Consider the following 26811-nt stretch of genomic DNA (forward strand, 5'->3'; position numbering starts at 1 on the left):
CCCCTAGGTTACTTAACCTCAACAGCATCAGCCTCTTCCTCCCTTTTCTAATGCTACGAGTGGATAATACCTTCCAACCACTCTGCGGGTACGTCAGTGAGTAGTACCTGCCAGGCCTCTTCTCCCTAGGGTACCTCTTGCTCAAGCCCCTCAAAAACCTCTCCTTAGCCTCATAGAGCCTATCCGCAATGTTTTGGGCAACTTGACTGTACAATTGTTGAAAATCAGGATCCTGCCTCCTCAACTGCAGAGCCAACTCCCTAAGCTCATTCCTGGAAAGCCTAATACCATAGATATTATAGAAGAATACATCTGCCCACCGCAGGGTGTTGTACAACTCCCTCGCCACCTCCAACTGGGCCTTCACGGCCCCAACATCTCCATAAGCCCTGAACCTAAACCCCACAGTGGGCATTAATTCAATGTTTAGCTACTGAAATTTAAACCTTCCTTTAGCAATAACTTTATTAATAAAGTTTGTACTAACTTTTCATGCCCGCGCTGACTACTGGGACGATAGTGCTTAGGAGGGTTAAGGGTAATGACTACGTATACATATACGTGGGAAACGTGGAGACACTGAAGAAACTCAAGGGAAAGAAGGTATGCCTACTAATACTAGAGGACTGCGCAACCCCACCCTAAAGGGCGAGGTTTTAAGTACGTCATATAAGGAGTCATGGATTTAAGCCAGAGATGGGTTATAACCATGATGATTGGATTCACAATTAAGAAGCCAAATGTTGAAGGTATTTTTACTAGGAGGTTGAATAGGTTCGTTGGTGTCGGTATTATTAACGGTGAGGAAGAGCTAATTCATATTCATGACCCTGGCAGGCTAACGGAGCTCCTAAGGCCTGGCGTTAGGTTCTTCGCATACTCAAAATTCACGGGTAAGACCAGGTTTTACTTAACTGCAGTTGATCTTGGTGATGAACTCGTACTCGTGAACTCCGCGATACATAATGAAATCGCAGCATGGTTAATTAGTAATGGTTATGTTTTGAATGGCTATGAGGTTGTTAGAAGGGAGCCTCACTTCGGTAGTGGTAGGTTTGATCTACTGCTTAAGTCACCAAGCAGTGATTATGCACTTGTTGAGGTTAAGGGTGTGACTCTTGAGGAGAATGGAATTGCTAAGTTCCCGGATGCACCGACAATGCGTGGCGCAAGGCATATGCTTGAGTTGGCTAAGGCCGTGGAGCTTGGTTATGAGGCGCACGTACTCTTCCTGATTTTTAGGTCTAGGGCGAAACTCTTCATGCCTAATATAGCGCTTGATCCTAGGTTTACAGAAGCCCTTAAATACGCCATTAACCATGGAGTTAAGGTATTAGCCTATAAGCTAGTGCTTACGAGGGATTGGGTAATAATCCCAATAGGTCAACTCGATATTAAAACGGATTAAGTTAGGAGGGATTTTGTTATTAACCGAAAAAATACTCATCAAAACTTCACAAGCTCACTTTAGGTAGCTCAGGCCTTATTATGTATGTGCTAATATCACTCCTCAGATTTAATTCACCGGCTATTGGCATCAGCATTAATCTCCTCACCTCACTCATATCCCTGGTCTGGCCTAATACCCAGGATAACTTAACGAAAGCGACCTCGGGAAGCGTATCCTCGGCAGGTATTACGCCAAGTCTCAGTAACTCCACACCCCTCCTATAGACGTTTAAATTCACTCTTCCAAATATTGTCTGGCTTGTGATAACCACAGGTATGCCACTGTCAATGGCTCTTTTTATTGGATCAAGTAATTCCTCCCTAACGTGACCAAAGCCCGTACCCTCAATTACAATGCCGTGATACCCCCTATCAATTAGAAAGTGCAGTATTTCTGGGTCCATACCTGGGTAGAACTTAATCAATGTTGTCTTCTCATCAAATTTATTCATTAACACTGTATCCTCTACCTTAGATCGAGTCGTATAATTATTCGTGTTTAGCACTATCTCGAGTTTATTAATGTCCACGTAAGCCACGGGTTTATCATTAATGCTAATAAACGTATCCCTCCTAGACGTATGCATCTTCCTAACCCTAGTCCCTCTATGAACGGCTATTAAACCATCATTTGTGGATGCATGCATTACAATGTAGGAACCAGCGAAGGGTGCCCTGGCACCAACAAGTACGGCGGCCAGCATGTTCTCAAAGGCATCACTAGACGGCCTATCACTACTCCTCTGAGAACCAACGAGCGCTATTGGACCTGGAGGATTCCTTATTGCGAAGGAGAGTGCGGCAGCCGTGTAATGCATAGTGTCCGTGCCATGGAGCACAACGACACCGGAAACACCGTCGAGAAACGCCTTATAAGCCGACTCAGCAATCTCGGCCCACTTCCTTGGCGTCATATCCTCACTAAATATTGCCATTAAATTGAGGAGCTCAATATCGGCTATGCCCTTAACCTCCGGGTACATTGCGTATAGATCCTCAATACTAAAGCTCGGGTATACTGCACCAGTCCTGTAATCAACCTTGGACATTATCGTACCGCCAGTAGCCACGAGCCTAACCCTGGGAAGCCCTGTGGATTCTGCCCTAACGAACTGACCAATCGGTATGGATACTGCGCTTTTTGATTCAACATGACTCAAAACCTCTATCTTCTCGATATTATTAACATGAATACCCACGTTATAGCCATTATCAAGCTTCAAAATCACTACACTAGGATCCCCAACACCAGGCCTGGGCAGTACTACGCCGTCTAATGTCGTGCCATCCCTGAGGTATATGCGGACCGTATCGAATACCTTAACGCCCCACTTACTTATTACTTCGCTCAGCACGGAATAAGAGCGTGAATACCTTAGATATAAGCGTTAACTTAGATTATTACGATAATGATTTAATAGAAATAGTTAAGTAAATCTTTAAACCTAAAGATTTTGAAAAATAAACTATGGGTAAGTTCGAGTATCGAGTTAAGGTAAGGAGGGGCCGTATCACATTGCCAAAGGCCATTAGGGAGACTCTAGGTATTAGGGATGGTGATGAACTAATAATTAAGGCTGAGAATGGTGAGATAATAATTAAGTCGGTATCGAGCATGGATATTGAAGAATTTGATAAAAATCAAAGAACATTTAGAAGCTATTAAAAATTATATACGTGTTAAGCCGAAACTCGGTGAGCTCAGTGGATTAAGCCTGGAAGATGAGTTTGAGTGAGATCGAATGATGTTTTTAGATGCTAACGTACTTATATACCTGAATGTAGGTGAGGAAAACGTAATCAAATTCTTTAAGGGCCTCCTTATGAGGAGAGATAGGTTATACACTGACGTTTTGGTGCTCGATGAGGTTATTCATATTTCGAGGAAGAAGTACGGTATTAAGTATGAAGATACCATCAAATTCCTTGATGACGTGGTATTACCCTACGTGAAGGTTCTTAACATTGGTTTAAAGTAGTACGAAACTGCTGAGAAGTACATAGGTGTGTTGAAGCCGTCCGACGCCATTCATGTAGCAGTGATGCTAAATAATGGAGTTAACGTAATTGTAAGTGAGGATAGGGACTTTGATAGGGTAAATACGGTGAAGAGGGTATGGCTTGATAATGAGTAAATTATTGAGTTATGTTTAGTAGTATCCTGAAGAGCTTGGTGTCTGATTCTGTGGGTTGGCGGGTTATTATTACATACTTAAGCCTCGAGAGCGCATACTCACTGAGTAAGCCAAAACCATCCATGGATATGCAGAGTACCTTACTACCCGCGGCAAGTAGGTAATCAACCTCGGTCTTATCCCTAATACTCCTCAGTAATACCGTGGTGATTCCATCTACATGCCTTAATGAATCATCAACCTGCTTAGTAAGTAATAATGCGCACTCGCCAGGTCCTAAATCAGTGAGTACTTTATCAAGATCTGAGTAACTATTGATTCTGATGATCCTAACCATATCATTAATAATATATGAAAGCAGCATTTAACACCCAAATACTCAAAATAACTAAGCCTAATAACCCACTACACATTACGGTCCCCGAAATACCTTTAAAGTTTTGCAAGGTTTTCTCAACATGGATTATAGGGCAAGACTGCGTGAGACGAGTAAGGAGATAATTGAAAGGAGGATTACGTCAGATGATGAGCTTAGGAAAATTGCCGAGAAGCATAACCTACCCTTATCAACGGTTAAGATGCTATCCACATTCTACTTCCATGATTACTCAGAGGTTCAAGTGTGCATGGGCCTTCCCTGCATATTGAAGGGAGCCAGAGAAGTCACTAGAGAATTGGAGAGACGCGGTATTAAGTACTCCGTAACGTATTGCCTTGGCTATTGCGATAAGGGACCTGTGGTTAGGATGGGTGATAGGTATTACACGTTTGTTAACGGTGATTTTAAGGAGGTTGGGGAGTCAAGGAGTGATTATGTTCAGTCTCAATACGAACCTCTCGATAAGTACATAGCGAGGAGTGGTTATAGGTACTTCGAGAAGTTTCTCAATGAAGGTAATAAGTTCCTCATTCTTGAATTACTCGTTAAGGTTGGCTTACTCGGTGGTGGTGCCCTGACCAGGCTTAAGGCCTTGGCAAGTAATGCCGATAGACCTAAGTACTTAATTGTTAATGGGCATGAGGGAGAACCAGGTGGTTTTAAGGATAGATTGATAATGGAGAGAAACACTCATCAACTACTGGAGGGCGCGTTACTGCTGTCACTTGCATTGAATGTTGATGAGGTTATAATCGCGGTTAATGAGAGGTTTAGAAATGCTAAGGCTGTAATTGAGAGGGCACTTGATGAATTAAGGACGTTCCTAACCAACAGAGACTTACTTAGTAAGTTACCTCCAATTACTGTTTCACTTATTGGTTCTCCATACATTGTTGGTGAGGAAACAGCGTTAATAAATTCAATTGAAGGGGGCAGGGGTGAGCCACGTTTAAGGCCTCCCGATCCCACCGAGGCTGGTTTGTTCGGTAAGCCCACCGCTGTGATTAACGTGGAGGTCGCTGCAGCGATACCCATACTCCTCAGTAATTATTATGAGGGTAAGGAAATAACGATAGAAAAGTACTTCTGCGTCACTGGCGATGTTGATAGGCCAGGACTTTACAGGGAGAAACTGACAATAGGCCTCAATGAATTATTAGTGAAGGCAAGTGCTAAGGAGGAAAACGTTAAGGCGGTCTTTGTTGGTGGTGTCTCCTCAGGCCTAATCCACTCCTCGAGAATTAAGGTGAGACTTACACCCGAAGAAGCAAGAAAACTAGGTGTTTTCCTGGGCCCTGGCGTGATCATTGCCCTATCTAACAGTAGGTGTATTGTGGATGTTATGCTCGAGGTTGAGAGGTTCTTTGCACATGAATCATGCGGTAGGTGCGAGCCATGTAGGTTGGGTACTAGGGAGTTGGTTAGTATTCTCGAGAGAATTAGTAATGGTAAGGCGAATGAGGAGGACCTTAAGTGGGCTGAGTCGGTGGCGAAGACCATGATGGATACTTCATTATGTGGCCTAGGCATGTCAGCTGGTAAGGTGCTCCTTGACGCACTTAGTCAGTTTAGGGATGAATTTGAGGAACACGTTAAGGGTGTTTGCAGGGCTGGTGTTCACTTCAGGTGATGGGTATGGTTAAGGTAGTCCTAAATGGCAGAGAGGTTGAAGCCGCTAATGGTGAGACAATACTTAATCTGGCGAGGAGGTACGGCATTGAGATACCAACGCTATGTTACTACGAGGGATTTGCAAATGGTTCTTGCAGGATATGTGTTGTTGAGGTTAATGGTAGGTTAATGCCTTCATGCATAACCAAGGTGTCTGAGGGTATGAAGATCGAGACCGAGAGCATAAGAGCTACTGAGGCTAGGAAAACCTTACTAAGGCTCTTACTGAAGAATCATACCCACAGGAGTAAGGAGGAGCAAATGAGGTGTAGAATATGTGATTACGCCATTAAGTACGGCCTTGAACCAGCGCCGATAATACCAGACATCAAGATCGATGACACACACCCAGCAATAGTATTTAACCCATCGGCTTGCGTAATGTGCAGGAAGTGTGTAATTGCCTGCAGTATTGATCAGAGTAATGATACCATTACAGTCATAGGCAGAGGTTTGGATACTAGGGTTGGTTTTGATCTTGATGTTCCAATGGGCGTATCAAGCTGTGTAAGTTGTGGCGCATGTATTGATGCATGCCCAACCGGGGCATTAATGGAAAGGGATTGGGTACCTGCTGATAAGGTTGTTGAGACCACATGTCCATACTGCGGCACTGGGTGTCAAGTCGAGTATGGAATTAAGGACGACAAAGTTATTTGGGCTAGGGGCGCTTACGGGCCTGCAAATGAGGGCAAGCTCTGTATTAAGGGTAAGTTTGGGTATCACTATGTTAATAGTCCTGAGAGACTTACAAAACCATTGATTAGGAGAACTGGAATTCCCAAAGGCCCGCTAAATGGTAGGCCCATTCACGAGGTATTTAGAGAGGCCACGTGGGAGGAGGTCCTAGACATAATAGCCAGTAAGATTAGGGAGATCCTTGACAAGTATGGACCAGCCGCCATTGGAGGTATAATGAGTGATAGAAGCACTAACGAGAGTATTTACGCATTTCAGAAGTTCATGAGATGCGCCATCGGTACTGACAGCATCGATCAATCAGCCACGTTATGCCATGAACCGTCAGCATGGTCATTAGCCACGCAACTGGGTTACGGCGCGGCGACCAACCCCATAAGGGATGTATTAAACTCAAGGACTATAATTGTAGTTGGCTCCAACATGAATGAAACACACCCAGTCATAGCGGCCTACGTCAAGAGGGCTGCTAAGCAGGGTGCTCACTTAATAATCGTTAACCCAATACACACTGAGTTGGCCAGGTACGCTGAGTATGAACTTCTCATTAGGCCTGGTACGGATGTCGTACTATTCTCAGCAATGGCTAAGTACATAATTGACATGGGCTGGTACGATAAAGAATTCATTAGTAGGTACACCGAGGGCTTTGAGGATTGGGTAAGGAGCCTTGATGCATTTACTCTGGATTTTGCCGAGGAAGTAACCGGAGTACCTAAGGACGTTATTAAGGAGGTTGCTAGGCTTTATGCGCTTGAGAAGCCATCAATGATTATGTGGACCCTTGGCATCACGGAGCATGAGAATGGTACAGAAAACGTATCAGCACTGATAAACCTGGCATTACTAACTGGCAACGTTGGTAAACCAGGTGCAGGTTTAATGCCACTTAGGGGGCAAAATAATGTTCAGGGAGGGGCTGATGTTGGTTGTGCACCAGGTAGGTTGCCTGGTTATCAACCTTTGATGGATTCGGAGGTTAGGAGACGCTTTGAGGAGGTTTGGAGGTGTAAGTTACCATCCTTTATTGGTTTTAGGAGTACTGAGATGATTGATATGGCTAGGAGAGGCTTGATTAAGATGCTCTACATAGTTGGTGAGAATAGTATTAGATCTCACCCAGACAGTAAGGCTGTTGCCGAGGCGTTGAGTAAGTCGGAGTTCCTGGTCGTCCAGGACATATTCATGACTGAGACTGCCGAGTATGCCGATGTGGTACTACCGGCTGTCTCTGCGGCTCTTGAGGATTACGGCACATTCACGAATACGGAGAGGAGACTGCAATTAACGAGGAAGGTTGTTAATCCACCAGACGAGGCTAAGCCCGATTGGTGGGTCTTCACAGAGTTGGCTAGGAGACTTGGCTATGATATGAGCTTCAGGAATAGTAGTGATATTATGAAGGAAATTTCGAGAGTAGCCCCTATATTTGGTGGTTTGAGTCATGAGAGGATTGAGCGTGAAGGTGGGATTCAATGGCCTGCACCTAATGAAAAGAGTCCCGGCACGCCAATACTCTATGCCAATGGTTTTCCGAGAGGCAGGGCTAAGTTCAGGGTTGTTAGTTGGAGGGAAATTGACGTTATTACGGAGAGTCTTTACCCATATGTACTAGTTATCGGTAGAGAGAGGGCGCAGTACCATACGGCCACGATGACCTCTAAATCGCCTATCCTCAAGGTAATGTGGAGAGGACCAGTCGTCGAGATAAATCCAGAGGATGCCGCAAGGGAGGGCTTGGAGGATGGCGAAACTGTGAAATTAGTATCGCCAATTAATGAGTTGGTAGTTAGGATTAGGGTCTCGAGTAGGGTTCCCAAGGGTGTTTTATTCACGACGTTCCATTACCCAGAGCTTTGGGCCAATGCGTTAGTACCGGCAGTACTTAACCCAATAACTAAGACGCCCGCGTATAAGGACACCAGGGTTCGTATTGAGAAGCTTGTGAGAACGTGATGATGCAATAAAATGACCAAAGTAATTATGTAATTAGAAATATTTAAGTAAAGTTTTAAAATACGCATTAACGATAAAGTTAAATGAGTTCTAATAATAATGTTAGTAAGTCTAGACGTAGGCTTTTAGAAGCTGCCTTAGCGGGTGCTGTCGCTGTTGGCGCAGGCTTGGTTGGTTACGAACTTGGTGTGAAGACAATACGATGCCCACCATGCCCTAAATGCCCGCAAACCCCTGCCAATGCCACCACCACGACAACTAATATAACGACACCGACTAGCACACCAATTAGCGGTGTCTCGTGTAACTGTCCCCCATGTCCAGCACAGAGCATTCCTCAGGGTTTCGATTACATTGTCTTTACTAGCAATGGGAATTACTACGTCATGGATTCGAGCGGCCAAACAATTTATCAATCCAGTGATCCAGGCTCGGTGATTTCCTACGCTATTAATCAATTAGGCGGTAAGGGTGGTAGGATCTTGATTAAGAGCGGTGTGTATACATGTAATTCCTTTCCATGTATAACGATTAGTAATACAACCAGTAGCGGGTCTCCAAGTCCTTTAGTTGTTGAGGGTGAGGAGGGTACGGTGATTACCGTGGGTAATGGTGTTGTTTCATCCAGTAGTTCCGGTGGTCTTGTGCAGATAGGTGGTTCTAACATAATTATCACGAACATCGCAATTGACGGTAATTCACAAAACAATAATTACGGTAATGATACATATAATCTATTAATTAATGGGGACTCGATTTGGGTTTTTAATGTCAGTGCTTTAAATGGTGGTGGTATCGGGGTTATTAATTCGAGTAATGTGGTAATTATGGATTCAATAAGTGATGATAATGCATATGATGGAGTTTATATTGGTGGTTCGAAGGATGTCTTCTTGGTAAATTCGGAGGTTGTGGGTAATGCTAATTATGGAATTGAAATAAGTAACTCAAGTAATGTTACGATTAATGGCTCGCTCATTAGGGATAACACTAGCGGAATTAATAACCAAAACTCCAATGTCTCATTGGTAAATAGCGTAGTTGAGTTCGTAAGTATCACTGGTAATTACGGTATCAATGCAAACATAGGCAATACATCGTTCATAATTAGTGGTGTGAGTGTAAGGGGCTCCATGAAGAACGCCATAAATGTGTCACTGAGTAACGGTGCAGAACTAACCATAGTAGGCAGTAGTGTTACTGGTGGATCATCGGAGACCCTGAGTATATCATCAACGCTGGGTAGTGGGGCTAAGATTGTGATAATGGCAACGCAATTCAAGGATGCCAACACAACACCTAACTCATACTCCTACGTAATAAGTGGCGTTGATAGTGTTGAACTCGTAAATAACTCGTTTACATATGGTAATGCCGCATCCTCGGTTAATGGTATTGATACGGCAAATTCAGGTTATGTAATCATTAGGGGTAATGAGGTATCTGGCTATAACGTATGCCTAAGTATAAATAATTGTAATTACGTTGAGTTAATAAATAACTACTTTATGAATACCACAACACCCGTCATGTACACCAATGTTACGCAGATAATAACTAAATCTAACGCAGGTTATACACCGACCGTGATAACACCAGCAATACCAAGTAGTGAGTCTTCCATTGTAAATACGTACCCTGTCTCTGTCATGGTTTTCATGTATGGAGGCTCAGTAACTCAAATAACTGTTACAAAGGCTGGTCAACAATACGTTATATTTCAATCAACAACGCCGCAATCACTCAATGGTGAGTATGTTATTTTGAATCCAGGGGACTCTATAACAATAAATTATGTACAACCACCAAACTGGGTATGGGTTCCGAATTACTAATAGGGTAAGTATTTATTAAATATTAATAAGTTCGTCTTGATGGTGAGCATATGAAAACTACATTGGTAATATTAGTAATTGCAATCTCCATTATCCTACTAACCATGAGTTATTATTTAGTTGCTCAACAAAGCGTATTACTTACGGCTTATAAGGATATCTCCTACCTAGGTGCTAATGGGGTTAACGTTACGAGGGATGTTGCTTTATTAAATGAGGCCATAATGCTTATGGAGAGGGGTAATTATACGGGTGCGGAGCTTGTTGCTGCTAGGGTTATTAAGGATGTAAGCTCCTTAAGGGCTTCCCTGTACGTAAATGTATTATACATGGCGCTACCTGGCATTATTTCTGCCGTCATTATATCCATATTTGTCGTACTATACCTAATGAGGGAGAAGATTATTGGTAAGTTGATGCTTAGGTTAAGAGGTCATTATAAGGTTGTTAAGGGTAGTGGTAAACCAACCACACTACTGTTCAGTGAGGAGGTGCTTGCGGTAATAGCCGCCATAATCGTGGTATTTCTAGTGTTCTTTTCCTTTTACCCGGCAATAAATAGGTATGCCATTGAGCCGTACGCCGCCATAGCGTTCCTTGGGCCTAATGGCACAATAATGCAATACCCAAGCATTGTTTACTCTGGTGAACCGATCAACGTAAGTATATATGTATATAATGGTATGGGAAGACCCATTTGGTTTGTTGTTTATGTCTATGTTACGAACACGAGCCTCATAGAACCTCCATTAAACACTACACCAATAATAACACTGCAAAGAATACTCCTCAATAATGAGAGTTGGGTGCAGGGAGTAACTCTAAGTATTAATAGGACAGGGAGTTACAGGGTATTTGCAACATTATGGATGTATGACCCAAACAATCTAGAACTAAGGTACCTAAACACTTACGTTTATCTAACACTTAATACTACGAGCCAATCATTCCCTTAATAAGACTTCCATGTTTATTAAGGATTTAAATAGTACGCAGTATCAGTATTTTACATAGGCATGCCAAGTAGGGGGTGAGATAACGGCTCACTGAATATTAAGTGCAATGCAAAACAACTTAGCATGTTGGTCCATTAAATTACCTTGAAGTCAACACGGAATATGAGTAGTTTATTAGGTCCTTGAGTGTTATTAACCCAGGTCTCGCACTTAATACCCTGGGTGCTAGGTTAATTATTACCGCAGCCGTAGCCGGATCACCTGCCGTACCAGTGCTTCTCCAGGTAATCGATGGTTCGCCCTCAAGCCTAACCTCCTCAAAATCCTCACAACCTGCACAAGCCCTCAACTCAACTCTTATAACCTCCCTACCACTAATGAAACCACTTCCATGACCAACCACTCCCTTAATCTGCCCAGGTTCCATTTTGAAGTACTGCGTCTCATAATGCCTCTCGGCAATTAAAGCCTCCTGACCCTCCTCAACCCTATCCAGTTTAAGGCCAATTATGTCGGCTAAAAGATGCACTGATTCTGCGAAACCAACGTGAGCCGTTATCTCACCCCTACTTAACGCCTCATTGAACTGGCTTGGAGTCATTCCAAGACCAATCTTCTTCTGGAAGGAATACCTCCTCTTTGAGGCGTCCAATGACCTAATTACGGTGATCTTATCAAGCCTTGTTAACGTTACTGAAAGCACGGCTGGTAACGCATCGAATACAAAACCTGGATTAACACCGGCGCCCAGTATGGTTACACCGTGATTTTTCGCGTAATTATCAACAAGCTCTGCTAGGTCTGGATACCTATACCAGGGCCATGATAGAGTTTCACATGTAGATACTACGTCTGCATCGGCCTTAACGGCCTTCATTATTTGCGGATACACCCTATCAAAGAAACTACCCGTTGAGTGAAGAACAACATCAGGCTTTGCATCCCTAAGTACCTTATCGGCATCACTCTCCACTTTAACACCCAGGGTCTTACCCAAGCCTATTACCTCACCAAGATCCTTACCAACCTTCTGAGGATCAATATCCACCGCACCCACAATCTCAAAGCCCCTCTCAACCGCAACCCTAGCTATTAACTGACCAATAGGACCCACACCATAAATCGTGGTCTTAATCACCATCAATTATTACATTAACCTCACGGATTTATAATTATTATCATCACGTACAATAAAACATATTACTTAACTCATTAATTCATCCCTTAATCAGCGCTTGGAACCCCTCATCCCTTAATCAGCACTGAACCACATAACGTGATCCGCCTTAAAAGTCTTTTCAATAATATTAATCCCATTACCTAAATGTTGCTTTATATTCATAGTCCTTAATACCTTACCTGTTTGCTCAATAATGAAGTTGGCGTTAATTGCCGTAAAAAAATAGAATTATTACCATTAAACTATAATACACTGCCTATACTCCTTATTGTAATTACCCGCGTAGAAAGAGCATTATAAATATTAGTTAATGCATTATTTACGGTTATGATTATTTATTAAGGATAGAATAATTACTAAAGTACAATGGCAGAGCTATCAAGTTACATGGAAAAGGAGTATGAAGTCGAGTGCGATGGTCAAACAATGAAGCTCAAACCAGTTAAGGTCTGGATGCTGGCGCCAAAGGGTAGGAGAGGCGTAATAATTGGGTTGTTTAAGTGTCCTGGCGGTAAGGTAGTTAGGAAGGCTATTGGTAAGGCTGAATAATTCATTCAATTAATAAGGATATCTTTAAAATAAACCCGTGATTTAAACCTAAAATGCATAGTTATGATGCCATTAAGGCTTTAACTGAGGAGTATAGATCACGCTTTGTTAAGGTTATTCAACAAATTTGTAGGTGTAAGCGTGAGTATGAGAGAAATAGGGATCTAATGAACATACTAAGCATTGGTGAGGATATTACTCAATGCATTAAATCAAAGAGACCTTGTGATTTAGGGTTTGTTAAGGTTAAGATAGTTAAAAAATTTCTTAATACACAGGTAATAATTGTGATTAATAATGAGGAGATCACTGTTGATGCATTTAATAAATTAGTGGCGTCAGCTAAGTTCTTTAAGGAGTGGTATGATAATGATTGCTCGATTGATTCCTACATGCAACCATTAATAGGCGCTGATCATTATGATGAAATTAAGGAATTCCTGGCAAAAAACCTTGAGAAGTTGCAGTACGTATGCGATAATGCAATGCCCAACCTAGGTCTTAATGACTTGCCAATTTACGTCTCTAATGGCATTACTAAGGCTATAAGTGACTTGGTTAGGAAAGTTTAAGAAAGCATTGCACAATGAAATCAATGAATGATTCGGGAATCATTCACATTAAAACTAAGTGGACACTTATTTGACAGTGAGGATTTATTACCTAAATACGTGGATTTAATTCGCGAATTATGGAAGAACGGTTATAGGATGGCAATAGTGACTGGGGGTGGTTCTCTCGCACGTAGGTACATAGAGCTTGGCAGAAAGATGAACATAAACGAATCATTATTAGACATGCTCGGTATATCAGCCAGCAGGTTAAATGCCCAGTTAATAGCTGCCGCACTCAGTGATATTGCCTACCTACCGATACCCACGAACCTTGATGAGGTCTTTAGGGCGTGGTCAACAGGTAGGTTAGTAATCACGGGTGGCTTCCAACCAGGTCAATCAACGGCCACGGTAGCACTACTCATCAGTGAATTCTTAGGTATTAAGAGACTAATTGATTGCGCAAACATCGATGCCGTCTATACGAGCGATCCGAGGGTTGACTCCAACGCCAGGAAACTCGATAAAGTGAGCATTAGTGAGTTAATGGCTATGCTTAGGTCAAGGACGGTGGCAGGTACTTACGACTTACTCGACCCATGGGCATTAAGCATAGCCCAGAGGAGCGGTATTACGATCTACGTGATTGGTTGCGGTAAGTTAAGCTCATTAAGGAGACTCATTACTGAGGGTACTAGTGACGGTACGGTCATCACACCATGAAAGAATAGGGTTAACGATGTTATTAATGACTTGCCCAATATTATCTGTGAATTCATTCAATAACTTTTCCACTAATTCCCTGTAATTAATAATTAATTCTCTCGTGTCATAACCAGTCTTGGCGTAAATGCATGCCCTAATAAATGTTGCTAGTTTATCGGCAAGATTCACAATCCTACCCTCAACGCTCAATCCATACCTATACTCCCTAAAGTAATTACGTAATTCCTCGGGAAACCCAAGCTCATCAAATAACCTAGTCTCTAAATCCCTCCATTCATTAATTAATAACCTCACATTATTACCCACATTACCTGCCAATGCCTCGTGCGCGTCATGAATAAGGGCCATAGAAACGCACTTGCTCACGTCAATGGTATCATTAATTCTCTTAACCTCATTACATATAATTAATGTGATATAACTCGTAAGCAGTACGTGATCACCAACGCTTTCAGCAATGACTTGCGGGATTCCACGTTGTATCCAACCAATCCTTGGTGTGTTAAGTATTGTATCCACGATTGAGACTGCATTTATTAACGAGGACACTTCGACTAAAAACGAGAACCTGTTTAAAAGCTTATTAGTATTGACTTTTCAGGGAGTACTGAGTAATGCTTCCTGACCTTGAGACAGTTAGTAAAGAGGACCTGTTGAGCTTAATTATGAAGTATAGATTAAGGTTGAGAAAGAGACTGAGTCAGCACTTTGTTGTTGATCCAGTGGTTATAAGGGATATTATTAATCATGTGCCGTTAGGTTCAAACATGCTCGAGATTGGTACTGGGATCGGAATATTAACTTATTATCTAGCTAAGGTAGCGTCACAAGTAATTACTGTTGAAATCGATGGAAGACTCATAAGAATAGCTGAACGCATTTTGAACCAATTAAATAATATATCTATAATTCAGGGCGATGCCTTGGAAATACCATGGCCCCAAGTCGATGTTGTTGTTTCCAATGTACCGTACTCAATAACATCACCATTAATAATAAGAATAATTAGGGAGGGAATTCCAAGGGCTTTATTAACAGTACAGAGGGAGGTAGCTAATAGGCTCATTAGTAAACCTGGTGGTGATGATTATGGTAGGTTAAGTATAATTACCCAGTGTAATTACTTCGTGAGTATCCTAAACACGTATCCACCTGACTCCTTCTATCCAAGCCCTGGGATTTACTCATCATTAGTGATGATGACCAAGAAGGAGCCTTGTTATGGCGATATGAAGGCTCTCGAATCAGTGACCAACGTACTCTTTAGGCATAGGAATAGGGTCCTTAGGTGGGTGCTTAATAAATACCTTGGCTCTGATGCGGTAAATGCCCTGATGAAGGCTAATATTAATGTGAATGCACGGGTTAGGCAATTGGGAATTGATGAACTAGTTAAAATAACAGAATACTTAAAACCGTTCATAGGCGGTGATGGTGGTGATTAATTCATTTATGAGAAAATCACCAGGCTCATTAAATCCCTGGCGGCTATGACGTTCGTGAAAACCTCCGATGCCTCCACAGCCAGTAGCTCTGGATCAGAGTACCTATTACTAATGTGTGTTAATATTAACCTATTGACGCCAGCTTTTCTAGCAATCTCAGCGGCGTCTATTGATCTAGAGTGACCTTGATTCCAAACCATGCTGTGATCCTCAGCAGCCGAGAAAGTTGAATCATGAATAAGTACCTGGGCATCCCTAGCTATGTTTATGACAGAATCACTGGGTGCAGTATCGCCAGTATAAACAAGCCTTACTAAACCACTACTCCTAACCTCAACAACATCCTCGGGTTTTATAACCCTGCCATCATCAAGAACAACAACCTCACCCATATGCAACCTTTTCCAATACTTTACAGGAACACCCAATTCCCTAGCCCTCTCTGGATTGAACCTACCTATATATGTTCTCCAATTAAGGGAGTAGGCACAGTCGGGTACCGTGTGTTTCGCCAATACGCATTGTAGGTTAAAATTCTCCTCATTAATAATATCCTTAATCCCCTCTGAGGGTTCTATCTCGTAGATTTGTACATGAAATGGTGGATCACCAACAATCTCCATGTTACTCTTCACGAAGTTTACTATTCCATGAGGACCGCTAATCACCAAGTCCTCCTCCCTACCAAGCATTGCCATAGTGGCTAGTAATCCAGGTAATCCAAATATGTGGTCGCCATGCATGTGCGTAATGAACACATGGGTTATTTTCAATGGGCTTACGCCAATCTCAAGAAGCCTGTATTGAATGCCCTCACCAACATCAAGCAGTATCTTCCTTTGACCATCCTCAACCAATATTGCGGGTAAGTACCTATCTCTACTTGGTGTTCCTGCACCTGTTCCTAAAAACGTAACCTTTATCAGCATCTCACCATGAATTAACCAGGTTTATTTAAATAGGAATCCTCTTGGATTATTAAAGTGGAATGAGCAGTAGTAACGTGAACGTTGAGGATTTAATTAAGAGCTTTAGGGTAGGTTATGACAAGGCAGGGCTAACAATATACGTGATTCCCAGGGAAAACGTAACCTCAATAACTAGGGACGCAGGGTATGCCTTTAATAATGAGGATATTCAATTATACGGAACAAGAGTAATACTTCATTTACCATGTAATGGAATAATCTATGGAAGATACCTTACACACATAAATAATGAATTAAAAGGACTATTTGTAGTAATTACGGAGAATAATTGTGACATTAGTATTTCATGGTATGAGGAGGGCATAGACGTAAAAACCCACGTGAAATCCAATGAGGCGTTAATCATTATTGTAAGGCTTATGAGAATCAAACCACATAGAATCAAGCCCAGCAGCTATGCGCTTAGGATAATGAGAGCATTAGGGCTCTCAGGTAGATTATTGTACTCCGACACTAATAATGAAATTCAAGTATTTGGTATAGAGGGAGGATTAATACCATCATTTCAGGGTAACTGCATGAGTGAGTTCATCATTAAGCAATGGAAATTGATCTTTGATGAATGCGGCTTTATAGTTAAGGTAATTAGTGATAATGACAATATACTGCTTATCGGTGGCGTTAATACCATAGTGATTAAGCAATATTACCCATCGCTCGATAAGTGGTATGAATTAAGCAGGGTTACGGGCTTCAGGAATTACCTAGTTGTATTAGAGGGCTAGGTTTGCATGCTTCATGAAAATAGAGTTTAGGCGCGGGCTGTCAAGCATTATTGCGTTGTTTATCATGTTTATCCTAAACTCCTTAAGTATTAACTGTGTATATAGGTACATAAGCGCCCTACCTGCATCATCATAATCAACACTTATGTGATACTGCTTTCCAATTCTCTTAATCCAGTCGAGACATGCTTCATGTGAAGGACATGAATTCCTACATTCATGGTTCGAGAATGTTGGTGTTAGTAATATGAACTTACGGCCTCTGACATCTACGAAAGCACCATAATTAGCGGGTATTATTATTTTCATACCATGCTCATTAGCCTCAAGCTTAAACCCCAGGTAAACCATGGCCGATGGCACATAGTATATCCTATTGGCCTCTCTACTTAATCCAACAGTCTTTACTTCATCATTGTTTAATTGCCTAACCCAACCAAAGTCCTCGAGCGCCTTCACATGCCTATGAACAACGCCCTTAAGCATTCCTAACTCCTGCGCCAATGACGTAACTGTCATGGGACCTCTACTGAGCATATCCATTATGTTTATTCTAATGCTATTACCTAATAACGCGTCAAAGGACTCAATGGGTAAAACAGCCACTGATTTCACATTGATCCTAAACACATTTAATTTATCTATTACATTTATCCTAATCATTTACGTCCACAAATATGTAACCCTTTGAGTTTAAAACCCTATTTTGCTAAATCATAGGAATTAGTAAACGCATAACCGAGACATGCCGGGACCACAATGTGGAAGAGGAGTATTGATGAGGTTAAGAGAATCAGGAAAGTAATCAGGGTAGATAGGGATACACCTCAGGTAGGTACTCTAGCCTTCGGCATAGTTGATAGAGGTACGAATGTAATAGAGGTTAGGCCAACAACACTATGCCCATTATCCTGTATATATTGCTCGGTTAATGCAGGCCCAAAATCAACAAATAGGTGGGCAGAATTCATTGATGATCCTGAGACATTATTAGCGGCGTTGGAGGAGGTCGTTAGGTTTAAGGGAACGATGGATATTGAGGCCCATATTGATGGTATGGGTGAACCAGGCGTTTATCCATATCTGGTCAATCTTATTCGTGGTATTAAGGCAATAAACGGAATTTCTACAGTATCCATGCAGACTAGGTTATACATGTTTAGTGAGGATGAACTTAAGGAATTGGCACAGGCAGGTTTAGATAGGATAAACCTAAGTATCGATTCATTAAATCCTGAATTGGCCAGGAAAGTAAGTGGGGCTTCTTGGTATGATGTAGATCACATTAAGGAACTAGTATCACTAGCACTTGAGTTGGGCATTAATGTTGTTGCATCCCCCGTTTGGTTACCTGGTATAAATGATAATGATATAGTTGAGATCATTAGATGGGCTACAAATGTAGGACTAGGCAAGGGTGAGTTACCACCCGTACTTATTCAAAAGTATATACCGCATAAGAGAGGTAGAAAGGTGAAGGTTAGGATTATGACATGGCAAGAATTCTGGGAAAAAATCAAGAACCTGGAGAGGGAGTTGGGCGTTAAGTTAACGGCTACTAATGAGAAATTAAACATACATAAAGCCCCTCAATTGCCTAAGCCATATCCTATTGGTGATGAGGTTAAGGTTAAGATAATTAGCAGGGGGATAATTAGAGGTGAATTCCTAGGTATTATATTGCCAATAAAGGACTCGGTAATACACGATAGAGTTATTACGGTAATAGCTAATCCCCATATGGAATCAATACTAATTGAAAATCAGGTTAAGGTTAAGATAATTGAAAACAATGATAATATATACATTGGTAAACTTATTTAATACGTATACTATATTAACTATATAATTATTAGCTAGGTAACGCTTAATTCACTTCTTATTAACCTAGCCACTTGATATGGTTAGGAGAGTTGCTGTTGTTTCGGGTTCGGGTCGTGGTATTGGTAGGGCTATTGCCGTTAGGTTGGCTAAGGATGGTTTTGGTGTTGTTGTTAATTATAAGAGGCATGATGAGGAGGGTGAGGAGACCATGAGGTTGATTGAGAGTGTTGGTGGTGAGGCGATAATTGTTAAGTCTGATGCAGCTACAGCTGATGGTGCAAAGGCCATGATTGATGAGGCAATTAAGCAGTGGGGCTCTGTTGACGTTGTCGTTAATAACGCTGGTCTCGGCATAATGAGACCCTTCGTAGACATTGACGAGGGTTTGTGGGATAAGATAATAAACACGAACCTCAAGTCAGCCTACCTACTGACTAAATTCGCCGTGCCTCACATGATCAAGAATAATTGGGGCAGGATCATAAATATGAGCTCGATAGAGGGTATAATGGGCGCAGCATACAATGTTCCCTACGCAACGGCGAAGGCCGCCCTGATAGGATTCACAAAGGCCCTGGCCGCTGAGTTGGCGACCTACGGCATAACCGTTAATGCAATAGCCCCCGGCCTTGTCAAGACCAAGTTGGGTATGAGCCTACTGCAGGTGCTTAATGTTAAGGAGGAGGAATGGGTTAAGACTGGTACACTGACTGGCCGTATAATAGAGCCTGAGGAGGTCGCGGACCTGGTCGCATTCCTCGTAAGTGACTCTGCAAGAAATATAACGGGCCAGGTATTCGTAATAGACGCAGGAACAACAATACTGCCAGCAGCGAGGCACCTCTCAAGCATGCCCAGGTAAGGGTGGTATTGGTATTAGTTTATTAAAATTATAATACCCATTGTTCCTGCCTGTATGCCATATCCCAAAATAAATACTCATAAACACTGGCCTGCCTAAATATATTCAGTAGCTTGTCGAAGTCCCTCATTAAATAATCACTGGCTTTATCAATTATCACTCTGAGACTATCAACTATACCTGAATATTCAGGGGTTAAGTAGATCGAGGCCCAATCCCTATAAATCTTAATGGGATTACTCCTTAATTTCTCCACATGGTACCTAGCGATCTCCAGGTAAGTCCAGTAACACGGTAATATCGCCACTAAGCCCTCGTATGGACTGCCTAAGGTGCATGTAGTCAATAGGAAGTTCATATACGCAATATTTGTAGGACTCGGTCTTATCCTAATAGCATCATCGAAACTTAGATTAAGAGTATTAAGTAGCTTATTGTAGTTCTCAAGCTCTGTGGATACATCAGCAAGCGCAAGTTCAAGGATCTTTCTCATGGTTGTTGGATCCTCAAACTTAGATGCTATTATGGCTTGGCATTTTGTTAATGTTATTAAGTAATTGTAATCCTGAATAACGTAGAACCTAAACTTCTCAAGTGGTAACGTACCGTTGAATAATTCAATAACAAATGGATGATTAAATATTCTATACCAAATATCATTGACACGACTCCTAAGTAGATCAGTAATATGACTATTCATTACGCCCTAATTATTACCAGAAATAAAAGTATTATGATACTTTCCTATTACTATTTACTATTCCTGTTAGTTTTACTTAATGATTCCTTTAATGCCTTTATGAGCTCCATAGCGACTTCATTTTGCCTATTCATGAACTTTTCATATATCTTCCTGGCCTCACTCTTAAATGTAAACAATACATCAGTGGGCCTTAGTGAACCACTTGTTATTTCCATGAGAGCCTTCTCCATGCGCGACCTAAACCATGGATCAATGAGCTCACCACCTGTCTTACTAAATACGTTTATTACTGCCTTGCCCAATGGCGTTGGTATACATTGCTTATTCCTGACCCTAAAGTATCCACGGATTATGTTCGTATGTATATGATCCTGCATTGTCGCGTCAGTTCCAATGCCGTATTTCCTCATTAACCTAAGCAATTCCGACTCTGATAGATATGGTGGTGGTTCAGTCTCCCTTTCCTCAACCCAGGCCTTAATAATACTTAACTCATCACCTAACTTCACCCTTGGTAGTACCTTCTCACTTGGACTTTCAAATGGGTAAATCACTAGGTAGCCCTTATCAATCATTCTTAATCCATCCGTACTAAATCTATGATCAACAACTTCAACAACTATTCTCTGTCTCTCAATACGGGCAGGAGGACTTAACGTAGCCATAAAGTGCCTAACCACTAAATCGTAAATCTTCCAATACCTCTCATTCTTGAAGTACCTAAGCAACTCCTGCCTTGAAACACCTCTTGTTGGGTATATTGGTGGATGTGCACCATCGTTACTATTACCACGAGTTGGCTTAATAGTCATGCCCAGTAATGTCTTTGCATAGTCACCATGCTCACCATGGGTAAGTTCAAGGAGTACCTGCTTAAGGCTTAGTGTTGGTGGATAAATAGTCGTCTCGGTCCTAGGGTATGAAATATAGCCATGCCTATAAAGTTCCTCAGCTATGTCAAGAGCCGCCTTAGGCCTAATGTTCAGGAACCTACTGGCTCTTCTTTCAAGTTCTATTGTATCGAGAGGAACAGGGGGACCCAGGAAATCCTCCTTATAACTGGCAATTATTACCTTAGCCTTGGCCATACTCCTTACTAGGTTCAGTATCTTCTCAGCCTCCTGCCTGTCCTTAAATACACCATCATGATCAAGCATTATCCTCTTTCCATCGGCATCAACAATTATGTGCAATGTATAGTACTTCTCAGGCTTGAAGTTCTCCCTCTCAAGAGCCCTTTGCACGACGAGGTTAAGTACCGGTGTCTGACACGGTCCATAACTGAGGAAGCTCCCCCTCGATAGTGCTTTTCTATCGATTTTCTCAACACTGAGGGTTAATGCTCTAGTGAAGACGGCACCTAGTGTTAGGTCTAGGACCATCCTTGTGAAGACCCTCTTGGCAAGACCAGGGTTTAAGTTCGTTGGTGAGTTGAAGGCCTCTATGATGGCGTTCCTAGTCACTGCTGAAAATAAAACCCTCTTGAAGACTGCTCCTGGGTTTACGTTCCTTATAACAAACATGGCCTCATAGGCTATGGCTTCACCCTCAGGATCAGCGTCTAGGGCTAAGTACACCGTATTAGCACTTGCTCCTAAGTGTGTTAATGCCCTCACGTAATTTAAATCATCCCCCCTAATCACCAGTATCGGTTCAACGTCAAATAGCTTCGATGGCTCTACGGAATGCCACTTATTTAACTCCTCAGAAAAATCAACATTCATTATGTGTCCCTTAAGCCCAATACTAACCCACTGCCTATTGTCTCTCGTGAACCAGTATGCCTTAATACCGTAAATCCTCCTGATACTTATACTACCCTGGGCTAGGTACTTGGCAATGGCCCTAGCCACTGAATCCTTCTCGGCAACCACTAAAGAATCAATGATCATTAACCCTTATCACCAACTCTTTTTCGAAACATTTATTAACTTATTAATTATAAAGCTTAATAATTAATGGTGTTATAAATGAGCGAGAAAAAACCAGAAGAGAAACAGACCAGGAAACCACCTTACCAGCAATACCCAGCTTATCCACCTCCACCACCGCCACAGATACCGCCGCCACCTCCACCTCAGTATAGACCACCTCCACCACCTCCATACTCACAAACCTATCAACCCCCACCTCAATTACCTCCAAGGCAAGCACCAGTCACTAGACCAGCAACTCAGCAGCCTAGGATTGAGGAGCTAACACCCAGCTTAAGCAAGCTCGTGCTTTACCTAGGTATACCACTTGCGTTGATAGCCATTGTATTCGTAATAACAGCCATAACCCTATTCCCAACAACAAGCGATGCTTATGTGCCATACTCCTCAATAGCATTTATGGCATCCTTAATAGCCATTGCTGCAGCATTAATAATTAGTTTTATAGCCATGTATCAAATAGCCATGGGCCTCGATAGGAGATTCGAATACATATCAAGGATAATGAAACAACAATCAACATCGCAACCCGTAGCCACTGCCGTAGCGCCAACGACTCCACAATATATGCCACAACCTCAACAAAACCCAGAAAGAATATTGGCGCCACCAAGACCACCGCAGATAAAGCCCCAGCAAGTGCAGCAACAACAGTATGCCACACAGGAAGGTGGTGAAGCCAGTGAGGAGCAGTCGCAGGAAGGCTCTGAGGAAAATATTAACGAGGAGTAAAGTTTTTGATTTCATTAATTAATTCCTTCTCATCAACAATGACATACTTACCGAAATAATCCTCGAATATTTTAGCGAGCCTCATTTCCCTAAATCTACGGTCCATGAGCACTATTAATGCCTTATCATCCTCAGACCTAAAGGCCCTACCCACTGCCTGCTTAATCCTAACTATGGCAGGCCATTGATACGTTAATTCCCAAGCCATCCTCCTATCGTTAAGCCTGGCCGCCAGAATTTCCATTACGTCATCAAGATAATCATTAGGTTCTGGATATGGAACACCAATAATGATTATAAGGCCGAGCAGGTTCTCAGTGCCGAGCCTATATTCAACACCCTCAACAAGTTTACCACCAGCCACAGCCATTATTAATTTTCTACGGTTGCTCCTTAAATCCCTGATTAAATCATCAATTGACGTACTACCTAGCTCCATTACGTACTTAACACCTGGACTTAGGTATTTCCTAACGGCCTTGAGGACTACGTATGATGGGAATATTGATAGTATTGCCTTATCAAGTGTATATGCCTGATAAATCCTACTGAGCACATCAGCGATCTTAGCGTATTCCTCCTCATCCCTTTCCACGTATCTTGTGGTAATACCATCATAAACCAGGACTTCATAATTCTCAGACTTAACATAATCTCTAAAGCCAATCCTATACTCAACAACATCCCTATTTATACCCAGCATGCTCACTACGTAATCCTTTGGTGGTAATGTACCACTCATAAGTACAACGCCATTTGCATCATTAATTACGGAGCTGCTTACTACAGATGGGTCAACGCACTTATAAACAAGGGAGACTCCTTGCTCGTCCCTGGCAAGAAATACGCTGAAACCACTCACCTTATTGAGTACGGCTTTATGAAAATCCAATAGGCGGGATAGTGGTGTATATGGTATTGGAACACCAGCACTTCTCTTCTTCTTAATTATTTCATAATAGGCATCTTTTATTGCTTGGAAATCCTCAAAGAATTGAAGGACATCCCCCAACTCCAGTGATACCATCGTCTCCTCCTCAAGAATCCTACTTAACTTAACCATGTATGTTTGTAGACCCCTTAGTATCCTGAGAACTCTATTTTTCAGTTCTTCATCATCAATTAACTTCTTAACCTCAGCAATCGAGGCAATTACCGAGGCCAAGGGTAGGTTAATAGTATTCAATCCACTTATTGCATCCGGTAAATTATGTGCCTCATCAATTATTAAAACGGAATTCTTAACATCAATATTTATGGATTCAGGCCTATTGATACTAAAGATGTAGTAATAAGTCATAATACCGATCTTGGCCCGATCCAGGTACATCCTGGATACCTCATAAGGACAAACATTGAGTGCACATAATGATGACACATACTCATTAATACTACCTGTATTATCCATTATATGAAGCATTAAACTATTAACATCAACTCTCCTAATATTGGAATAATAGGGGCATTCGTCACTTGATCTCAAAAACCTACACTCCTCAAGGAATTCCTCGTATGGGAGTTTACGTGTACTAACCATACAGCACATATCTGGTCTATTCCTAATTATCACATAATCAATATCAACGCCCCTATCCCTTAACCTACGTAACTCCCTAATTGGCGCCTGAGCCTCATTTTTAGTCCTAATCAGAAATAGAACCTTAACGCCACTCTCCTCCGCATATGCTAATGAAGCCGCTAAGGCACTTGCCGTCTTACCAACACCTGTTGGCGCCTCAATTAGCGCAATTTTACCACTTGATAATGAATCATAAATACCCCTGGCTATCTCCCACTGATACTTCCTAAATACGTCATATGGAAAATACCTCTTAATTAATGACCTAATTCCCGACACCTATATCAATTAAAACATCACTACTTGGTTTAAAAACCTATGATGCGATCAATATTAAATTACCTGCTATAAATGATGAAAGCGTTTTAAAGACCCATAAAGGACCTATAGCTGCAGGTAATGAATAGCCTAAGTAATGCATTACTTAATAGATTAAAGCCCACTAGGACGATATCTGGGGTAGTTCCAATTGCCATAATGGTTGAGCCCGTGGCATGCCCATTCAATTGCATATACTGCCCAGGTGGAAAAAAGACAAACACGCCAAAGAGTTACCTCCCGGACTCGCCTGTGGTATTACGGGCAGCACCATTGAATTACGATCCATACAAGCAGGTGGTGGCTAGGATAAGGCAATACGAAGCTCTTCATCATCCAGTATCTAAGGTTGAGCTAATAATAATGGGCGGCACAGTGACCTCACTGCCTGAGTCATACCTTGAGTGGTTTGTTAGCAATGCATTCAAGGCTGTTAATGATTATCCATTCATAGGCACGGAATCCATTGATAATACCAGTATTGAGAATGAACATAAACGCAATGAGAAGGCAAGAATTAGAGTTGTAGCTCTCGAACTAGAGACTAGGCCGGACTTCGTGAAGCCTAAGCACATAGATATTATGCTGAGACTCGGCTTTACTAGGGTTGAGATTGGTGTTCAGTCTATATACGATGATGTACTTAAGAGAGTTAAGAGGGGTCATGGTGTTAAGGAAGTCATTGAAGCAACCCAGTATCTGAAGGACTCTGCCTATAAGGTCTGCTACCACATAATGCCAGGGCTCCCTGGATCAACACCAGATAGGGATCTCGAGATGGTAAAGGCAATATTCAGTGACCCAAGCTTCATGCCCGACTGCATTAAGGTTTACCCAACCTTTGTGGTAAAGGACACCGAGTTATACGAGGAGTGGTTAAAGGGCCTTTATAGGAGTTATGATGAGGAGACTTGGCACTGGCTCCTGGCCCATATCATGGCTTCAATACCCAGATGGGTCAGGGTTATGAGGTTTGGTAGGGACATACCACTTCACTGGGTTGTTGATGGGCCAAAAATAGGTAATATGAGAGAAGTAGTGCTTAAGGATATGGAGGAACTAGGCCTTAATTGTGTGGAGATTAGGTGCCGTGAGGTTGGTCATAAGTACATAAAGAAGGGCCTAGTACCAACACCGAGGAGACTAATGATTAATAGGATTGATTATGAGGCATCGAGTGGCCATGAGGTGTTCCTAGAGGCTACTGATGATGAGGACACGCTCTACGGAATACTGAGGCTTAGGATACCAAGTGCTAATGCGCATAGGCCTGAGATAAAGGTTGGGAGGACCGCATTGATTAGGGAATTACATGTTTATGGTCCTGAACTACCAATTGGTAGTAAGACCACTGATTTGTTTTGGTGGCAACATCGTGGTATTGGTAGGGCATTGATGGCGAGGGCTGAGCACATAGCTCTTGAGGAGTTTAATGCCTATAGGATGCTCGTTATATCAGGTGTCGGCGTTAGGGAGTACTATAGAATGCTTGGTTATAGGAAGTATCCAGGGAGTTTCTATATGTTTAAGGACCTTAGAAAGTCAATATTGACAGAACCCAACCTGAATGATCAATCTTCAAGTAATGAGAGTTTAATAATGGGTTAAGTA

General features: G+C 42.0%; 25 protein-coding genes and 2 pseudogenes. 17 read left to right on the forward strand and 10 right to left on the reverse strand.

Going from position 1 to position 26811, the window contains the following annotated elements; genetic code table 11:
* A pseudogene (locus ACP5L5_RS01700) lies at positions 1-415 on the reverse strand (hypothetical protein); the annotation flags it as partial.
* Positions 416-492: 77 nt separating this feature from the next.
* Here ACP5L5_RS01700 and ACP5L5_RS01705 point away from each other — a divergent pair.
* Both ACP5L5_RS01705 and sfsA read left to right on the forward strand, forming a co-directional pair.
* Complete coding sequence (locus tag ACP5L5_RS01705) at positions 493-645, forward strand: hypothetical protein (protein WP_428761172.1); 153 nt, start codon at positions 493-495, stop codon at positions 643-645.
* Positions 646-712: 67 nt separating this feature from the next.
* A complete protein-coding gene (gene sfsA / locus ACP5L5_RS01710) occupies positions 713-1408 on the forward strand; it encodes a DNA/RNA nuclease SfsA (protein ID WP_428761504.1) in 696 nt (231 codons plus the stop codon).
* Positions 1409-1454: 46 nt separating this feature from the next.
* Here the strand turns inward: sfsA and gatD are convergent, their stop codons facing one another.
* A complete protein-coding gene (gene gatD, locus ACP5L5_RS01715; RefSeq protein WP_428761174.1) occupies positions 1455-2804 on the reverse strand; it encodes a Glu-tRNA(Gln) amidotransferase subunit GatD in 1350 nt (449 codons plus the stop codon).
* A 113-nt stretch (positions 2805-2917) separates the two neighbouring features.
* On the opposite strand from gatD, the gene ACP5L5_RS01720 reads away from it, so the two are divergent.
* Together ACP5L5_RS01720 and ACP5L5_RS01725 are read left to right on the forward strand one after the other, a co-directional pair.
* On the forward strand, positions 2918-3115 hold the full coding sequence (locus ACP5L5_RS01720; protein ID WP_428761176.1) for an AbrB/MazE/SpoVT family DNA-binding domain-containing protein: 198 nt from the start codon (positions 2918-2920) through the stop codon (positions 3113-3115).
* A 79-nt stretch (positions 3116-3194) separates the two neighbouring features.
* A pseudogene (locus tag ACP5L5_RS01725) lies at positions 3195-3584 on the forward strand (type II toxin-antitoxin system VapC family toxin).
* A gap of 1 nt (position 3585) precedes the next feature.
* Here the strand turns inward: ACP5L5_RS01725 and ACP5L5_RS01730 are convergent.
* Positions 3586-3948 carry a hypothetical protein gene (locus tag ACP5L5_RS01730; RefSeq protein WP_428761178.1) on the reverse strand — a complete coding sequence of 121 codons (363 nt, stop codon included), beginning with the start codon at positions 3946-3948 and terminating at the stop codon, positions 3586-3588.
* Between the two features lie 94 nt (positions 3949-4042).
* Here ACP5L5_RS01730 and ACP5L5_RS01735 point away from each other — a divergent pair, with 94 nt between their 5' ends.
* From ACP5L5_RS01735 to ACP5L5_RS01750, 4 genes are all read left to right on the forward strand, one after another.
* Positions 4043-5593 carry an NADH-ubiquinone oxidoreductase-F iron-sulfur binding region domain-containing protein gene (locus tag ACP5L5_RS01735; protein WP_428761180.1) on the forward strand — a complete coding sequence of 517 codons (1551 nt, stop codon included), beginning with the start codon at positions 4043-4045 and terminating at the stop codon, positions 5591-5593.
* Entirely contained in the window at positions 5593-8289 is a 2697-nt protein-coding gene (gene fdhF, locus ACP5L5_RS01740) for a formate dehydrogenase subunit alpha (protein ID WP_428761182.1), read from the forward strand. The genes ACP5L5_RS01735 and fdhF overlap by 1 nt, the downstream gene beginning before the upstream one ends.
* 83 nt (positions 8290-8372) lie before the next feature.
* A complete protein-coding gene (locus ACP5L5_RS01745) occupies positions 8373-10124 on the forward strand; it encodes a right-handed parallel beta-helix repeat-containing protein (RefSeq protein ID WP_428761184.1) in 1752 nt (583 codons plus the stop codon).
* A gap of 50 nt (positions 10125-10174) precedes the next feature.
* Positions 10175-11080, forward strand: a complete 906-nt coding sequence (locus tag ACP5L5_RS01750) for a DUF1616 domain-containing protein (RefSeq protein ID WP_428761186.1) — start codon at positions 10175-10177, stop codon at positions 11078-11080.
* A 139-nt stretch (positions 11081-11219) separates the two neighbouring features.
* Here ACP5L5_RS01750 and ACP5L5_RS01755 read toward each other — a convergent pair whose 3' ends face one another.
* On the reverse strand, positions 11220-12221 hold the full coding sequence (locus tag ACP5L5_RS01755; protein ID WP_428761188.1) for an NAD(P)H-dependent amine dehydrogenase family protein: 1002 nt from the start codon (positions 12219-12221) through the stop codon (positions 11220-11222).
* Positions 12222-12626: 405 nt separating this feature from the next.
* Here ACP5L5_RS01755 and ACP5L5_RS01760 point away from each other — a divergent pair, with 405 nt between their 5' ends.
* From ACP5L5_RS01760 to pyrH, 3 genes are read left to right on the forward strand one after another with little or no spacing between them, the layout of a single operon-like run.
* Positions 12627-12809 (forward strand): chromatin protein Cren7, encoded by a 183-nt coding sequence (locus tag ACP5L5_RS01760; protein WP_428761190.1) that lies wholly within the window; start codon positions 12627-12629, stop codon positions 12807-12809.
* Positions 12810-12862: 53 nt separating this feature from the next.
* Entirely contained in the window at positions 12863-13381 is a 519-nt protein-coding gene (locus tag ACP5L5_RS01765; protein WP_428761191.1) for a hypothetical protein, read from the forward strand.
* 27 nt (positions 13382-13408) lie between these two features.
* Positions 13409-14086: a UMP kinase gene (gene pyrH, locus ACP5L5_RS01770; protein ID WP_428761193.1), complete on the forward strand. Its 678-nt coding sequence runs from the start codon at positions 13409-13411 to the stop codon at positions 14084-14086.
* Here the strand turns inward: pyrH and ACP5L5_RS01775 are convergent.
* On the reverse strand, positions 14033-14638 hold the full coding sequence (locus tag ACP5L5_RS01775; protein ID WP_428761194.1) for an HD domain-containing protein: 606 nt from the start codon (positions 14636-14638) through the stop codon (positions 14033-14035). The two genes, pyrH and ACP5L5_RS01775, sit on opposite strands and share 54 nt — an antisense overlap.
* A gap of 65 nt (positions 14639-14703) precedes the next feature.
* Between ACP5L5_RS01775 and rsmA the strand changes: the two genes are divergently transcribed.
* Entirely contained in the window at positions 14704-15534 is an 831-nt protein-coding gene (gene rsmA, locus ACP5L5_RS01780) for a 16S rRNA (adenine(1518)-N(6)/adenine(1519)-N(6))-dimethyltransferase RsmA (protein WP_428761196.1), read from the forward strand.
* 5 nt (positions 15535-15539) lie between these two features.
* On the opposite strand, the gene rnz is transcribed toward rsmA, so the two are convergent.
* Positions 15540-16463, reverse strand: a complete 924-nt coding sequence (gene rnz / locus ACP5L5_RS01785; RefSeq protein ID WP_428761198.1) for a ribonuclease Z — start codon at positions 16461-16463, stop codon at positions 15540-15542.
* A 59-nt stretch (positions 16464-16522) separates the two neighbouring features.
* On the opposite strand from rnz, the gene ACP5L5_RS01790 reads away from it, so the two are divergent.
* Positions 16523-17248, forward strand: coding sequence for a hypothetical protein (locus tag ACP5L5_RS01790; RefSeq protein ID WP_428761200.1), 726 nt, complete (start codon positions 16523-16525; stop codon positions 17246-17248).
* Here ACP5L5_RS01790 and ACP5L5_RS01795 read toward each other — a convergent pair.
* Entirely contained in the window at positions 17237-17911 is a 675-nt protein-coding gene (locus tag ACP5L5_RS01795; protein WP_013604178.1) for an ArsR/SmtB family transcription factor, read from the reverse strand. The genes ACP5L5_RS01790 and ACP5L5_RS01795 overlap by 12 nt on opposite strands.
* A gap of 96 nt (positions 17912-18007) precedes the next feature.
* On the opposite strand from ACP5L5_RS01795, the gene ACP5L5_RS01800 reads away from it, so the two are divergent.
* Together ACP5L5_RS01800 and ACP5L5_RS01805 are read left to right on the forward strand one after the other, a co-directional pair.
* On the forward strand, positions 18008-19072 hold the full coding sequence (locus ACP5L5_RS01800) for a radical SAM protein (protein WP_428761202.1): 1065 nt from the start codon (positions 18008-18010) through the stop codon (positions 19070-19072).
* Between the two features lie 76 nt (positions 19073-19148).
* A complete protein-coding gene (locus tag ACP5L5_RS01805) occupies positions 19149-19934 on the forward strand; it encodes an SDR family NAD(P)-dependent oxidoreductase (RefSeq protein WP_428761204.1) in 786 nt (261 codons plus the stop codon).
* Between the two features lie 28 nt (positions 19935-19962).
* On the opposite strand, the gene tenA is transcribed toward ACP5L5_RS01805, so the two are convergent.
* Positions 19963-20634 carry a thiaminase II gene (gene tenA / locus ACP5L5_RS01810; protein ID WP_013604175.1) on the reverse strand — a complete coding sequence of 224 codons (672 nt, stop codon included), beginning with the start codon at positions 20632-20634 and terminating at the stop codon, positions 19963-19965.
* A 50-nt stretch (positions 20635-20684) separates the two neighbouring features.
* Positions 20685-22529 (reverse strand): DNA topoisomerase, encoded by a 1845-nt coding sequence (locus ACP5L5_RS01815; protein WP_428761205.1) that lies wholly within the window; start codon positions 22527-22529, stop codon positions 20685-20687.
* A gap of 78 nt (positions 22530-22607) precedes the next feature.
* Here ACP5L5_RS01815 and ACP5L5_RS01820 point away from each other — a divergent pair, with 78 nt between their 5' ends.
* Positions 22608-23303, forward strand: coding sequence for a hypothetical protein (locus tag ACP5L5_RS01820; protein WP_428761207.1), 696 nt, complete (start codon positions 22608-22610; stop codon positions 23301-23303).
* Here ACP5L5_RS01820 and ACP5L5_RS01825 read toward each other — a convergent pair.
* A complete protein-coding gene (locus ACP5L5_RS01825; RefSeq protein ID WP_428761209.1) occupies positions 23290-25161 on the reverse strand; it encodes an ATP-dependent DNA helicase in 1872 nt (623 codons plus the stop codon). The two genes, ACP5L5_RS01820 and ACP5L5_RS01825, sit on opposite strands and share 14 nt — an antisense overlap.
* Positions 25162-25281: 120 nt before the next feature.
* On the opposite strand from ACP5L5_RS01825, the gene ACP5L5_RS01830 reads away from it, so the two are divergent.
* Positions 25282-26808 carry an elongator complex protein 3 gene (locus tag ACP5L5_RS01830; protein WP_428761211.1) on the forward strand — a complete coding sequence of 509 codons (1527 nt, stop codon included), beginning with the start codon at positions 25282-25284 and terminating at the stop codon, positions 26806-26808.
* The last annotated feature ends 3 nt before the right edge of the window (positions 26809-26811 follow it).

Source organism: Vulcanisaeta sp. (genome assembly GCF_049966235.1).
Lineage (GTDB): Archaea > Thermoproteota > Thermoprotei > Thermoproteales > Thermocladiaceae > Vulcanisaeta > Vulcanisaeta moutnovskia.